The organism is Sulfobacillus thermotolerans, from assembly GCF_039623705.1.
In the GTDB taxonomy this organism is placed as follows: Bacteria; Bacillota; Sulfobacillia; order Sulfobacillales; family Sulfobacillaceae; genus Sulfobacillus; species Sulfobacillus thermotolerans.
Genome location: NZ_CP133983.1, coordinates 1,034,845 through 1,047,317, shown reverse-complemented (window position 1 = coordinate 1,047,317; position 12,473 = coordinate 1,034,845). Strand labels below are relative to the sequence as shown.

The following is a 12,473-nucleotide window of genomic DNA, read 5'->3' as shown; positions in this document are numbered from 1 at the left end:
CTTTACCAGTCCCCTGACAACGTCGAGACAAACATCCCACGACCTCATACGTATCTTGGGAATACACATAACCTATTTGCGTTGATTACTGGCATTTTTGACAAAACATTTCGGACCAATCCAAAAAATGGTGATATTTTAGACCAATATGTGGTAGATTATCATGTAAGTGCAAGACTCTTTTCTCGCACCTATTGATATTTAACCCCATCTCAAACACGCACTCGTGAAATACAACATCGTTGCCATCAAACTCATTCTCTTGGCCCCAATCGGGTGCCCTATATATTCGAATAAGGAGGCACTTTATGTCCACCAATCCCCGCCCTCAACCGGCGAGCGAAGTTACTGTCAGGTCCGTGGCCAGACGTAGTACAGCGATGTTCGTACTCATCGTCATCATTTCTGCTATTCCCGCGTTTCTTGAAGGGTTTGATACCAATCTATATACGTTTGGCTCGCCCTTTGTCGTTCACAACGTGCATGGCACTGTAGCGTTATTAGGTGAAGTGTCTACCGGTTATGCGTTTGGCGTGGCAGTGTTTAGCTTAGTTGGCGGCTACTTATTTGACCGTTATTCTGTCAAATACACCATTATGACATCGGTCGTCATCTTTGCCTTCTTTACCGTGTGGACCGGATATGTTACCAGTCCCACGGGCTTATTTATCGCCCGCCGGAGCCCGGGGCGTGCTTCTATTTTTATGGTTTTCCCACCACCATGGATGGCTTTGGTCCTGATATCACATCAAAATTCACGTACATGCCCACGGCAATATGACCGGGTACCAAGCAAGCCAACTCATAATGTGCAGGATGAGAAGGAGTCCGGAATGAGAATGTGGCCGTGCTCCCTGGCGGCAGACCTGCTACCGCCTGCGGAATAGCAGCACCCTTGATTATGGGCCCTGTAGGATTTTCTGCGCCCGCTTTAACCAAACCAACCGAATGCGGCATGTTCCCATCATTGGTAAAGTTCACGGTCACCGTGTAATTCTCCGGCATGCGAATGGTCAATTCCCCAAACGAATACCCATCAAAATCGAATCCACCATTTTCGTTGTTATAATCGGCATCCATAGCCAATGTTGCCGTTTTATGGTTAAGGTTGTCTTGCAAAAATGTATGAGGATTAGGACTATGAGGGACAGGGGGCAACGTTCCGGTTTGCCCCGAAGATACCGACGTCCCCCCTTGAATTCCACACCCTTGGACTAAAAAACCTATTGTAAATACCGCCAAAGCCTTACCCATTCTAGAAGATCTCATCATTATTCCTTCTTCATCGCGGCAAAATCAAATCACAATGTAGTATACCATGAGCAGGAGCGCTAAAAGGCTTTCCTCATCAGGCCCCACCCACAGTACTAAGGCAAGAGATGGTGTTGATGGGCCCACTGGAGAGCTTCTTCACGACTATGGGCTCCAGCTTTGCGCAAAATACTTGCCGCATGAGCCCGAGCAGTCCCTTCGCTAATTTTTAGCATGTGCGCTATCACACGGTAGGGGTGGCCGTCTGCCATCAACCGTATGACTTCGTGCTCCCTGGGCGTCAATAGCACAGACGGCAGCGCCGTGCCTGAAGTGCGAAGCACATTGGCCAGCGCTTGGGCAAGTCCTGCGCATTGGCCCGGTTCAAAGCGTTCGGGCATTTGACCTAAGAGCTCTTCCAACGAGCTATTCCTCCAGGGCTCCCCAACCCCATGGACCACCGTTTCGTGAATTAACGTAGCAACAGCGGCTCGAACATCTCGTTGCCGCGAACGCATAATGTCTTCAGGCAGCGCAACATACCGCAACATCCGTCCTAGAACCGCAGACATCGCCACCACTAAAACAATAAACAGGGGCCAGGCTGGATGGGGAAACCACCCCACCATGCGATGCAACGTCCAGATGCGCACACCAACCAATCCCACACTGACACCAAACACTTTATGCACGAGAGTTTTCGTCCCCATATAACTCAGTTCCATGACGGGGATAGCGGCAAGCAACATCGCCGGCACATGGGAATTTGTTAAATAGACCACGTAGAATCCTATGGCGTAGAGGCAATCACGCCAACTCGCCGTACATTGCCATTGCTTAGATGCATAAGACGTGCAACATAAGGTAACATCCAAGGCTGCTGCGCCGCCAATAACAAAGGCTGGCTGAACGTTGCGCACTCCCGTCAGAATTTCCGCCAAACACAAGATGGGGAGAATATAACGAGCCACTGCAACAAATTGTCTTGGAGCCCATAAAGTCATCGGCACATTTTCACCTCCTTAAATTCTCTCTACACCTAGAGCCTCCAACATCGCTCTCATTATCCAAAATCTGCCTCGTGAATTCAATATTGCCACTGCCCTTATTAGTCTAAAAATAAGAACTAATCCAATAGATTATAAGAATCCTATGGCTCCATACTGACATTGCATTTCGCAAAGAAAGGAGCCTTCTTATGAAAAAAATCATTCGCGCCACACTCAGCACTCTGAGTATTGGCGCCCTAGGCTTTTTGCCCGCGTCCGTCTTAGCTATGACGCATCACACGACTCTTCATCCGACATCATCGGCTTCACCTTCTGCCACAGCAGCGACAATGGCCCTCCGTCTTTTCCCTAGCGGGACTAACAATGTGATTTTGTGCTCGTCGTTGCCATCCCAGGCACAAACCGTGGTTGCCGCGCAAGGCCTCGCCACAAAAATAGGAGCTGCGTTATTGTTAACGGAGAATGCGGTTGACCTAGGACAAGCCACCGCTCATGCCTTGAGTTTAATGACGGTTCCTCAAGTATCGCCAACCGGAACCGTCCAGCCGTATCAACCACCAGCCGGAAAACCCACCGTCACTATCGTTGGCAATACGTCCGCCATCAGCGCGAGCCTTGAGCAAACACTTAGAGCTCAAGGCTATCCCGTGGTGAGAATCTCAGGGCACGGTTCGTTCCTGATTCAAAAGCTTATCCACATCGTCGCTCCTCCCATTCCAAACGCCGCTCAATTACCGGGGTTTGCCCAATCATGGGACGTATACGCAGGCTCTCCATCTCATAACGCAGACTTCCCCGTACCCGCCACAAGCCCGAAATGGGAACAGACGGGAGTTCAATGGAATTTTGCCGAAGATTCTGCTGTACCCCTGAACGCTTCCTTTCCTGACCTCGCCAATTTAGGCGCACGTGGTGCCCCAGTCAAAATGACCCAAAACCTCGGCAACGCCGTAGGGGTTACGGCGGTTGGCGGCATTATTTATGCGGAGTCTGACGATTATCACTTATACGCCTTAAACGCCCGCACAGGAGCTTTATTATGGCAAACGGGTCCCTTGGTCAACAATCTGATGGGTAATCCGATCGTCCAAGGCAATATGGTCTATGTCACAGCCGGCGATACCGGATTTCCATTCTCCCAAGTCCTAAAATACGAATTATCGGGTGGACAAGCCTCATTAGTTCGCGGGCTCATGTATTCTGCGCTTTATGCCTTTAATCGCTACACCGGCCGACTCGTGTGGCGGCAAGATTTCCACGGAAACGCCATGCCCTCCCCCGTTATTGTAGGCCAAACGATCTACGAACCAACGGGCGGCGGCAATTTGTGGGCACTGAACGCCAACACGGGACAATTGGAGTGGAAGACGGCTCTAGGCGGATTCGACAGCATGTCGAGCCCCAACGTCTATGTCAATCCCACCACCCACCAAACCGAAATTATCGTGGGAACGTCTGATAGCAATCATGTCGTGGCGGTCAATGCTACCACCGGGCAAATCCTTTGGACTCAAAAAACAGCTCTCAACATCTTTAATACCGGCATGGGCGACAATTCGCCCACCGTCGATGAAACGCACAATCTTGTTATACAAGATTCCGTGGTCAACTTCGACAAAACTCTCGGAACTACTAATTTGGCCGTTTATGCCATGAATGCTACAAACGGATCCGTCTTATGGTCGACCAACCTGGGTGTAGGCAGCGCTCCACCAGCTTATAAAGCTGGGGTCAGCATGGTACACGATGGCATTGTCTATGTGGGCTCCCCCGTCACTTCTACCTTTTACGCCTTAAATGAATCAACCGGATCTATTTTATGGACCTTTCCCTTTGTAGGCGCAGGACCAGCAGGCGCTGGACGCGGCAACGCCGTCATCGCCGATGGGGTTCTCTGGGTAGCAGCAGGCCCGCAGATCTATGCCCTAAACCCTTACACGGGGCAAGAACTCGGCCACTATACCCCTGGAGGTCGATTTGGCATTGTAAATCCCGTGATTGTGGGCGGCACCATGTATGTCGATAATTCCTACGACTGGGTTCAAGCCATTCCTTTAAAAACAATTGATCCAAGTGTCGTGCTACAGCCTTAAATCTTGGTGACTATGAAGGGAGCTGTCCCAAGCAGGGACAGCTCCCTTCATATGGCCTCTTCTTTTGTAATGGAAACGATTAAGTTTGCACCCGACCGGCTCTGTGAACGCGCCCATCTCATACATGCCGCCAACTCCACGTATTACTGCCTACGTTTTTCTAGGTGGTACCTTTTGCAAAAGAATCATTTCGCATTGTGTAAAAAAGGAAACCGCTTTAATCTCGATTTGTCTAAACAATAGCTCACACGATGTCCTTTGCTCCGGCTTATCTAAATCACCAAAGAGTCCGACCCAGAATCTCGGAATGACTGCATCACCCTATAGGTCTTGGCCCATTTCTATCTCCGTTTAATCTAGCGACAGGCATTTAAAACCATCTAAGCTTTAAATCCTATAACCCTTAACTTGATTTAAGCATTATTTTACCTAAATATTCTAAATAATCCGTTGACTTGTTCGTCCTTCCTTCCATCCGTATCGACGTCCCACAACGGCGTCATTTATGTATCCGATACCGCCACAAGCACCTTATTTGCCATTAACGCGAAGACAGGAGCTGTTCTTTGGCACAGCGCAATCCCCAACGTCCTCTCAGCGGGAGCGGGAAGAGGCGCCCCCACTTACGCGGACGGTATCATTTGGATTGCGACGGCGCAGAACATCAACGCTTTTAATGCACGCACGGGAGATCTTTTAAGCAGCTACCATGTCGGAGGGCGTTTCGGCATTGTTAATCCCGTCATCGCCGGAGGAACCATGTATATTGACAATAGCTATGATTGGATTATGGCCATTCCCTTGAAAAAAATCGTGCCTCAGATACGTCTGTAAAACTAAGGTCATGACCACAGCGTACCCGTAAGTGCGCTACGGTCATGACCCCTCTACAGGCTTGTCACCTTTACGGCACCAACACGGCTCTGCCCATAATTTCTCCCCGGTCCAACATCTTGAGAACATCTGGAGCATCCACCAACGGGTATTGTTGTGCAGAAATCGATACACGGCCTTGCCGATGCAGTTCCATCAGCTCAACTAACTCATTGTAGGTCCCTACCAAATTACCTACGATATTAATTTCCCGATTTACAAAATCTAGCGTTGGTGTCGACACCTGGCCACCATATCCAATGACCGAATAGGTGCCTCCTTTCGCCAGCATAGAAGGCGCCACGGCAGGGGTGCAATGTTCTCCCACAAAATCGAAGACAACATCCGCACCACGGGGAGCAATTCCTACGACATCTTTTAGCCCCCCATCCGAACCCGCCAACACCCCATAATGCGCGCCCAATCTCTCGGCAAAGGCCAGGCGCGCTTTGTGCGTGTCGACCGCAATAATCTTAGCCGGCGTCAAGGCCCGAAGAATTTGGATAGCAAAATGGCCCAACCCTCCAACACCGATAACGACCACAAAGCTCCCAGGATAGAGCAATGGCACAAGTTTCTTCACCGCATGGTAAGCGGTAATACCGGCATCTGCAAATGGCGCTAACGCGACTGGATCAATATCTGGCGACAAAGGAACCACGGCGCGCACCGACGTTTTCATATACTCAGCATAACCGCCATCGGTCCCATCAAGTCCCGGAAAGCGTCCCGCTATGCAATGCATATCCTGTCCAGCCCGGCAAGCGGGACAAAGACCACAAGACATCAACGGATGCAAAATAACCGGATCACCCGGTTTCAAATGCTTCACCCCAGATCCCACTTGCTCTACCCATCCTGCATTCTCATGTCCAATTGTATAGGGCAAGACAGGATTGGCCAACGCATCTTTCCATACCCCTTCAAGAATATGGAGGTCCGTTCGGCACACTCCAGCTCCACCGACTTTAATAATGACATCGGTTGAATCTGTAATTTGGGGGTCTGCGACATCATCAATCGTAATCGGTTCGTTATATCCATGGATACGAGCGGCTTTCATCAGTTTCACGGCGTAAGACCCTAACGTTCAAACCAGGACCTTCCCGCCAATTCCCCCCCTTCTCTTCCTTTTGGAGTGAACACCTCGGCGCCGGCGTTTTTCGGTGTGGAATATGAAGCACGCCCTAAATGCTTAATGTTACGGATATTATAGACTATTTCACTAATGAGGGTATCCGTATTTTGCGATTGATCGGCTGTTGCCGTCTCTTGGTTTAACTAAGAGGGCTTCGGGTGACCTGACCGGAGTGATGTGTAAGGCGACACAACCCGTTAAAGTGATTGTGGTGCGGATGTCTTGCGCAGAACGCTAACGCCGACAAGAATAGCTCAGCGGTCACTTTCCACCATAAGTTCCTCCAATCGCTGCGTAATATCCGTTCGCATAGCCCCATGGAGTGCATCCGTATATTGTGTGATCGGCATTTGCCACATTTCGGCGGGGTATCGCCACACCGGACGCCATCTCCGCTCTTCAGGTTCCCATGCGTACCGAGGAATCACGTGAGCATGAAGAAATTCATCGGAGTTCCCGTAAATCGCGTAATTCATGCGCCAAGGCTGGCACACATCGGCCACCGCTTGGCCTAAGAGAGCCATGTCCGCTAAGTATTGGTTGCGGTCCGCCACTAATAGGTCTTCGAGCGCATGCACCTTGGGATAGGCCAACAACACACAATAACCCGGCAGGAACTGCGTATCACCGATGACCACATAGCCGCTTTTCATTCGGGCCATAATCATTGGATTCTCCCCGCGTTCTATCGCTCCAAATCGGTCTTTCTTCCATTCATCGTGCATCCATAATCAACTCTTTCATCAAAATATAGCGCAGCGGATACGTCGGCCTTTAGGCCGGAGATGAGCCGCGTAAGCGCCCCCCCCTTCTCCATGGCCCATAATCCCCATAAAATGTGACCATTCGGTGGACAAGAATGGCCCAAGAGTCCCTGTGTGTTACACCGCGAAATTGATACGCTGACACTACTGGGCGGATCCTTAATGTGTAGACGCCCCGCAAAACGAAGGGAGAATTGAAAATGGCCGATCAAACTTCTAAGGCAGAATCTGCAGTTATCGGTATTTATGATACCCACGAATTGGCTGACCAGGCAGTCAAAGAATTGCAACATGCGGGATTTGATATGAAGAAGCTCTCGATTATTGGCAAAGGTTATCACAGCGAAGAGCAGCCCATTGGCTATTACACCACGGGCAAGAAAATGGAAGTCTGGGGAGGCATTGGCGCCAGCTGGGGTGCCTTATGGGGAGGGTTTTGGGGTCTATTAATGGGTGCTGGTTTTTTCATGATTCCAGGGGTTGGGCCCGTTTTAGCCGCTGGCCCATTGGTCGGTCTCGTCGTGGGAGCATTGGAGGGTGGTGTGGTAGTCGGAGGGCTCAGCGCGCTGGGCGCCGCTTTATTCAATATCGGCGTACCCAAAGATCGCATCGTTCGCTATGAGAGCGCGATCAAAGCGGATAAATTCGTTTTGATTGTCCATGGCTCGGATGACGATGTGGCTCGTGCCAAAAAAATCATTGACCAAGCCCATGCCACCGAAAGCAGCATCTACTCCGCATCATAAAAGACGCGCAGGAGGGACCAAAACGCGAGTTCCCTCCTGCCACTTCCATGTCATTACGGAAGAATATGGGCCTCAACATCCTGAGACGAAGGGACAGCCGTAGCCCCAAGGTTCTTTGGAACAGGGTTAACATCAAAGGTCACCACAAACCATCCGCGATTCGTAAACGCCTCAATAATTGTCCATTGAATCTTTCCTAATGCCCATAAGTTCCCATCGCGAAACACCACGTCTGAAATTGGTTGTCCGACTAAAATCGTTCCAGGTCCCTCTTGCAACTGGTAGCCTGCAGGCAGCATCACCTTAGGCGCTAACGATTGTTGAGGGGAATAGGCGTGAAATGCCGTATACAGGACGGGGCCGTGTGATTTTACCGAATAGACCGGCACGGTATATTGCGTTCCGACTGCCACCACGTCAATTTCATGGGGATCACTCTGTTGGAAAGACTTAAGACCCATAGTTTCCGTGAATAACGTCGGAATATAAAGCGATTGAAAGCCCGGATCTTGCTCGGCAATATTTCCATGCAACTCTTGGTTTATGGTGACAGGATTAGAACTATTGAATGTTGTGCCCGCCCCACGCAGAATATCTTCACGAATCCCCCTAAAGCGCGACGGATAAGCCAGGTGGCGAATCGTATCGACCATAAGGAGCACTGGATTATTGCGCGTCGTGGTGCCTTGATAATACCAGGGCACAGACTGCCGAGGTCCAAAAATCTGACGCGCGGCACCTGTAGAAGAACTTGTCAAATGAGGAAGCCCCGTCGAGAGTCCTTGAGCCACAAAGTTCGGCACGTCACGGCGAACGGCTACAGGAATGGCCGGCTTTAACAGGTGCGTCGGTGACAAAACAATCTTCGCACTTACGCCCCCCGAGTATTTGTTATCATTGCTCGGATGCGCTTCATGAAGTGCAGGCGCTGATGTCAACGCGGCCTGTTGACCGCATCCTGTAAGCAGTCCCGCAAGTCCCAGCCCCAATCCCATACCAACCCACCGACTAATGCCCACGCGGTGAGTCCTCGATTCCGTCCTATGCATCATGGTGCGATTCCATTCTGGCTGCGCCATGCCATGAGGTCATCCCACCGGCGCCGTATCCCGTCGTCCGCTTCATCCATGGCCCGCGCTTTTTGATAGAGACTAACAGCTTTATCTGGCTGCGGTAGCGCCCACCGAAAAACCGGGTTATATTGATCGCCCCACCAAATGAGAGGCCATGGGTCATTGGGATAACGGTGGTGCAATGCCGCAAAAACCTCATCCCCCTCAACGAAATTGCCCATGAGGAATAACGCATCGCCTCGAGCGGCTCGTAAAGACGCTTCCTCTTCGGAGACCCAATCTTTAAACCGGACAAGAACGCCGTCAATAAAATTTAGGCAACGCCCCGCCATCTTGCGGTCGGTATACATCGCATTATGCAAGAGATCATGATAATCTGAAAGCCACACGCGAAGCTTGCTACGAAGCGCAGGAACGGCTGTCACCTGGGTGACATTTTGTTGCTGGATGACTTGCCAGATCTCTTCTCCGGTGTCTATTGATTGGGTTATTTGACCCCTTTCAGCCATGGCCAAAGCTTGATCTAATAATTCGGCAAGCCCACGTCTTTGGCCCTTCACGTGTTCAGGATCCTTATCAATACAACACTTCTTATACTTCTTTCCACTGCCACAAGGGCAGGGATCATTGCGTCCCGTTGTCAATGCCCATCCTCCACGACGATCTGTTGTTGATGATTTCCCCATCTTGTCATTAATCATATCATGCCTGTGCTCGACCATTTTCCCGAAACTCCAAGCACATGCCCACTAAGCCACTCGTGTACGTTTCAGCAGCCACGGGAACCCCGTGAGCCGCTGAATCCCCCCGGGCATGTGGTTTATGACCCATAGTGAGACACCTTCAAGAGGCCTTTAAGGAACGCGATGCAATGCGTTGTCATCAGAACAAGGTGGTGGTGTGTGGGCATATGCAGTGCGGTTGGGCTCAACCTAATCTTCCCACAATCTTCACCCTCTAATCGCCTAGTCTTAATGCCCAGTTGATACATTGGCTTCGTCACATAAGCTGATGAGAAAGGAGAATACCATTGTGGCGCAGCATTGCTGGGTATGGGGACACCGCGGATATCCCTCGTGTTATCCAGAAAACACAGCTGCGGGTTTTGCCGCCGCTATTGCCGCAGGAGTCAATGGCATTGAAACCGATCTGCAATTGACGGCCGATGGCGAGGTAGTCCTTTTTCACGACACTCACTTAGAACGCGTCACGAACCTAAACGGCTTGGTCCGGTCGAAACGTTGGTCCGAACTTCAATTGGCGCGGGTTCGGCGGCCCAACGGCGACTTATCTACAGAAAGTCTCTTGCGCTTGGAAGATTTGTTTCGTTTGTTCGCCAAGACCACCCAGTATTGTTTGGAACTTAAGCCCGTAAAAGAGACTAGAAGGACGTTGGTGGAGCGTACGATCGAGACCCTTCAGCAAATGGGGATGACCTCACAGATTATGATCTCATCCTTTGACGTCGCCTCTTTGCAACTGCTAGCCACCCATATGCCCGATATTCCCCGAGCATTGGCTATTAGTCCCTTCGATGTCGATACGTGGCAACAGTCCATGTCCGCATGCTCTCCCCAGTGGGTGCATCTGCACTATCAGGATTGGGAGTCATGGCAAGCGCTTGGCGACAGCCGTGTCCATGCAGCATTGTGGGGATTTACCTCAAGCGATCAAATCTCTCTCACACTAAAAAATCAGTGGCCCGCCGCGCTCTTCGTGGATGACCCGCACTGGCCCTACGTGCCGAGGTTGGCCCCATGTTGAAAGAACACTCCGTGCGCGAAAGAACGCCATGGATCAACGCATCGGCTCTTGTGCGCTACGCCCATCGCACAAGGCTAGTAACGCCTTGGCTTATGCTTGCACCTGCCCTTCTTGGGCTGAGCGTCTTCGTCTTGCTTCCTACTGTGGCCATTGTCGGATTGAGCTTTACAAACTGGAACCTGATGACACCTCATCCACACTGGGCCGGCGTTGCCAACTATCGATCGGTGCTCACCTCTTTCGACTTCTGGAACGCCATGCAACATACCGCGATCTATGCAGCAGCCGTGGCAATTGTCATTCTTCCAGCGAGTTTCGGACTGGCATGGCTCCTCAATTATCCTCTTCGAGGGCGCAATGTGTACCGCATGATTTTCTTTCTCCCCTATGTTATGCCCTTGGCCGCCAGTGGCATTGTGTTCAGCGGGTTGCTTTCGCCATCAAGCGGATTGATCAATATTCTACTGGGCCATCTGCACATTACCGGCCCCAATTGGTTAGGTTCCGTGCATTGGGCGTTAATAGCTGTCATCGCCGTCACAATCTGGGAATATGTCGGGTTTTATATGCTGCTCTTCTTAAGCGGGCTACAGCAGTTGAACCCTGCGCTATCGGAAGCCGCCGCCATGGATGGCGCTGGCAGCTGGCCTCGGTTCTGGCACGTCATCTTACCCCAATTGGTGCCCACGATCGTTTTTGCGGGGGTCATGGTGGTTATTCAGACCTTTCAGGCCTTTGACCAAATCTATGTCATGACTGCTGGAGGGCCTGTCACGGCAACAACCACCTTAGTGTATTACATCTATGAGCAAGGCTTTCAGTTTTTTAATGTCGGCCAAGCCTCTACAGCCTCTGTCTTGTTCGTCATGCTGGTCGGCGCTATTACGGTAATACAGTGGCGCGGAATGCATCGGTGGGGAGGCGACGGCTCATGAACGCACCTCGCAAACTGTGGCTGTGGCATGTCCCCCTTATTCTATTAAGCGCCATCATGTTGCTGCCTTTGTGGTGGATGGTTGTTGCGGCTTTTGATCCGATGCACGCCTTAATTGGGGGGCATCTCACGCTATGGCCCGTTACATGGAATTTGAAAAACTTTGTCGCCGCGTGGCGCAGCCAGCCCTTTGGGAGGTATTACGTAAATTCCATCGCCACGACTATTGGCATTGTGACTTTGCAAATTCTTACCTCGTCATTAGCGGCGTATGCCTTGGTTTTTCTGACATTCCGCGGAAAACGCATCATCTGGGGAATGACTTTGCTGGCCATGATGATTCCCGTGCAGGCCATCTTCATTCCAGACTACTTGATCTTGAGTCAATTGAATTGGATCAATACCTACCAAGCCTTAATTCTCCCCTTTGCAGCATCCGCCTTTGGTATCTTTTGGCTACACCAAGCATTTCGAAATGTACCACGGGCCCTCGTAGAAGCCATGATGATGGATGGCGCGTCGCCTCTTACGATTCTGTGGCAATTGATTTTGCCTAATACGCGCCCTGCCGTTATCACCCTAGCGGTTCTTAACACCGTCTTTCATTACGGATATCTATTCTGGCCGCTACTTGTCACCAACACGGCCGCTTACCGCGTGTTGCCTTTAGGTCTATCCTATTTTGTTGCGCAGCAAAGCGGATTCATGCAATGGAATCTGATGATGGCGGCGGTCTTAATGACGGTCTTACCCATGATGGTTTTGTTTGCTTTAGCCCAGCGCTATTTGCGAGCCGGCGTGATGCACTACGGAATCCGCGGATAGTC

The 12,473-nt window shown here is 50.9% G+C and carries 12 protein-coding genes and 1 pseudogene; 7 read left to right on the top strand and 6 right to left on the bottom strand.

The window, feature by feature from the left end:
* Positions 1 to 308: 308 nt before the first annotated feature.
* Positions 309 to 665 (top strand): annotated as a pseudogene (locus ORD20_RS05330) (MFS transporter); the annotation flags it as partial.
* 37 nt (positions 666 to 702) lie between these two features.
* Here ORD20_RS05330 and ORD20_RS05325 read toward each other — a convergent pair.
* Both ORD20_RS05325 and ORD20_RS05320 read right to left on the bottom strand, forming a co-directional pair.
* Positions 703 to 1,272, bottom strand: a complete 570-nt coding sequence (locus tag ORD20_RS05325) for a sulfocyanin-like copper-binding protein (RefSeq protein WP_103376667.1) — start codon at positions 1,270 to 1,272, stop codon at positions 703 to 705.
* A 95-nt stretch (positions 1,273 to 1,367) separates the two neighbouring features.
* Positions 1,368 to 2,255, bottom strand: coding sequence for a response regulator transcription factor (locus tag ORD20_RS05320; protein WP_242968652.1), 888 nt, complete (start codon positions 2,253 to 2,255; stop codon positions 1,368 to 1,370).
* Between the two features lie 194 nt (positions 2,256 to 2,449).
* Here ORD20_RS05320 and ORD20_RS05315 point away from each other — a divergent pair, with 194 nt between their 5' ends.
* Both ORD20_RS05315 and ORD20_RS05310 read left to right on the top strand, forming a co-directional pair.
* Positions 2,450 to 4,354 carry a PQQ-binding-like beta-propeller repeat protein gene (locus ORD20_RS05315; protein ID WP_103376669.1) on the top strand — a complete coding sequence of 635 codons (1,905 nt, stop codon included), beginning with the start codon at positions 2,450 to 2,452 and terminating at the stop codon, positions 4,352 to 4,354.
* 450 nt (positions 4,355 to 4,804) lie between these two features.
* A complete protein-coding gene (locus ORD20_RS05310; RefSeq protein WP_430626576.1) occupies positions 4,805 to 5,188 on the top strand; it encodes a PQQ-binding-like beta-propeller repeat protein in 384 nt (127 codons plus the stop codon).
* A 70-nt stretch (positions 5,189 to 5,258) separates the two neighbouring features.
* Here the strand turns inward: ORD20_RS05310 and ORD20_RS05305 are convergent, their stop codons facing one another.
* A complete protein-coding gene (locus ORD20_RS05305) occupies positions 5,259 to 6,290 on the bottom strand; it encodes an NAD(P)-dependent alcohol dehydrogenase (protein WP_103376799.1) in 1,032 nt (343 codons plus the stop codon).
* Positions 6,291 to 6,619: 329 nt separating this feature from the next.
* Complete coding sequence (locus ORD20_RS05300) at positions 6,620 to 7,090, bottom strand: HIT family protein (protein ID WP_103376671.1); 471 nt, start codon at positions 7,088 to 7,090, stop codon at positions 6,620 to 6,622.
* A 239-nt stretch (positions 7,091 to 7,329) separates the two neighbouring features.
* On the opposite strand from ORD20_RS05300, the gene ORD20_RS05295 reads away from it, so the two are divergent.
* The gene (locus tag ORD20_RS05295; RefSeq protein ID WP_103376672.1) at positions 7,330 to 7,875 is read left to right on the top strand and encodes a general stress protein; all 546 of its coding nucleotides are present in this window, start codon (positions 7,330 to 7,332) and stop codon (positions 7,873 to 7,875) included.
* A 53-nt stretch (positions 7,876 to 7,928) separates the two neighbouring features.
* On the opposite strand, the gene ORD20_RS05290 is transcribed toward ORD20_RS05295, so the two are convergent.
* Positions 7,929 to 8,954, bottom strand: coding sequence for a hypothetical protein (locus ORD20_RS05290; RefSeq protein ID WP_103376673.1), 1,026 nt, complete (start codon positions 8,952 to 8,954; stop codon positions 7,929 to 7,931).
* Complete coding sequence (locus ORD20_RS05285; protein WP_242968638.1) at positions 8,924 to 9,670, bottom strand: SEC-C metal-binding domain-containing protein; 747 nt, start codon at positions 9,668 to 9,670, stop codon at positions 8,924 to 8,926. The genes ORD20_RS05290 and ORD20_RS05285 overlap by 31 nt, the downstream gene beginning before the upstream one ends.
* A 310-nt stretch (positions 9,671 to 9,980) precedes the next feature.
* Here ORD20_RS05285 and ORD20_RS05280 point away from each other — a divergent pair, with 310 nt between their 5' ends.
* The 3 genes from ORD20_RS05280 to ORD20_RS05270 are packed head-to-tail and all read left to right on the top strand — an operon-like array spanning position 9,981 to position 12,471.
* Positions 9,981 to 10,712, top strand: coding sequence for a glycerophosphodiester phosphodiesterase (locus ORD20_RS05280; protein ID WP_158246387.1), 732 nt, complete (start codon positions 9,981 to 9,983; stop codon positions 10,710 to 10,712).
* On the top strand, positions 10,706 to 11,647 hold the full coding sequence (locus ORD20_RS05275; protein WP_103376675.1) for a carbohydrate ABC transporter permease: 942 nt from the start codon (positions 10,706 to 10,708) through the stop codon (positions 11,645 to 11,647). The genes ORD20_RS05280 and ORD20_RS05275 overlap by 7 nt, the downstream gene beginning before the upstream one ends.
* Complete coding sequence (locus ORD20_RS05270) at positions 11,644 to 12,471, top strand: carbohydrate ABC transporter permease (protein WP_103376676.1); 828 nt, start codon at positions 11,644 to 11,646, stop codon at positions 12,469 to 12,471. Before ORD20_RS05275 ends, ORD20_RS05270 begins: the two co-directional genes overlap by 4 nt.
* The last annotated feature ends 2 nt before the right edge of the window (positions 12,472 to 12,473 follow it).

Excerpts from the sequence above, each read along its gene's own strand:
- ORD20_RS05305 (WP_103376799.1), bottom strand. The coding sequence starts at position 6,290 with ATGAAAGCCGCTCGTATCCATGGATATAACGAACCGATTACGATTGAT.
- ORD20_RS05270 (WP_103376676.1), top strand. The coding sequence starts at position 11,644 with ATGAACGCACCTCGCAAACTGTGGCTGTGGCATGTCCCCCTTATTCTA.
- ORD20_RS05285 (WP_242968638.1), bottom strand. The coding sequence starts at position 9,670 with ATGGTCGAGCACAGGCATGATATGATTAATGACAAGATGGGGAAATCA.
- ORD20_RS05315 (WP_103376669.1), top strand. The coding sequence starts at position 2,450 with ATGAAAAAAATCATTCGCGCCACACTCAGCACTCTGAGTATTGGCGCC.
- ORD20_RS05325 (WP_103376667.1), bottom strand. The coding sequence starts at position 1,272 with ATGATGAGATCTTCTAGAATGGGTAAGGCTTTGGCGGTATTTACAATA.
- ORD20_RS05275 (WP_103376675.1), top strand. The coding sequence starts at position 10,706 with ATGTTGAAAGAACACTCCGTGCGCGAAAGAACGCCATGGATCAACGCA.
- ORD20_RS05295 (WP_103376672.1), top strand. The coding sequence starts at position 7,330 with ATGGCCGATCAAACTTCTAAGGCAGAATCTGCAGTTATCGGTATTTAT.
- ORD20_RS05320 (WP_242968652.1), bottom strand. The coding sequence starts at position 2,255 with ATGACTTTATGGGCTCCAAGACAATTTGTTGCAGTGGCTCGTTATATT.
- ORD20_RS05300 (WP_103376671.1), bottom strand. The coding sequence starts at position 7,090 with ATGCACGATGAATGGAAGAAAGACCGATTTGGAGCGATAGAACGCGGG.
- ORD20_RS05290 (WP_103376673.1), bottom strand. The coding sequence starts at position 8,954 with ATGGCGCAGCCAGAATGGAATCGCACCATGATGCATAGGACGGAATCG.